The 333-nt window shown below is 39.9% G+C and carries 1 protein-coding gene; it reads left to right on the top strand.

Annotated elements, in window-relative coordinates; all coding sequences use genetic code 11:
• Positions 1-333: hemoblobin-interacting domain-containing protein (locus M0051_RS19690; protein ID WP_306743279.1), on the top strand; the 333-nt coding region annotated here is incomplete at both ends.

Here is a 333-nt window from a genome sequence, read left to right as displayed (position 1 = left end):
CATAACTTTTGATTTGGGTGGCGGAAGTTTTACACTTGAATCCAACTCATTTGCTTTAGGTTTAAATTCTGCACCATCGCTAACAGCTGCAGGGTCGGCAACTGTAGATGCCAATTTTACGGTTTCATTTGATGACAATTCAGATTGGGAATCCAAGATATCAGAAGTATCTTACAATAGTACAGTGCTAAGTTCAGGAACTGATTACGATATCGATGGAACAGCCAATACCATAACACTAAAGCCAGGTGGAGGAAATTCAGCTCTTCAAACAGCGGGAACTGCCAATTTGGTTGTAAAATCAGATACTTATGCTGATGCAACTGTTTCACA

The sequence above is a fragment of the Marinifilum sp. D714 genome (assembly GCF_030851345.1).
In the GTDB taxonomy this organism is placed as follows: domain Bacteria; phylum Bacteroidota; class Bacteroidia; order Bacteroidales; family Marinifilaceae; genus Marinifilum.
This window is presented reverse-complemented; position numbering and strand designations above follow the sequence as displayed.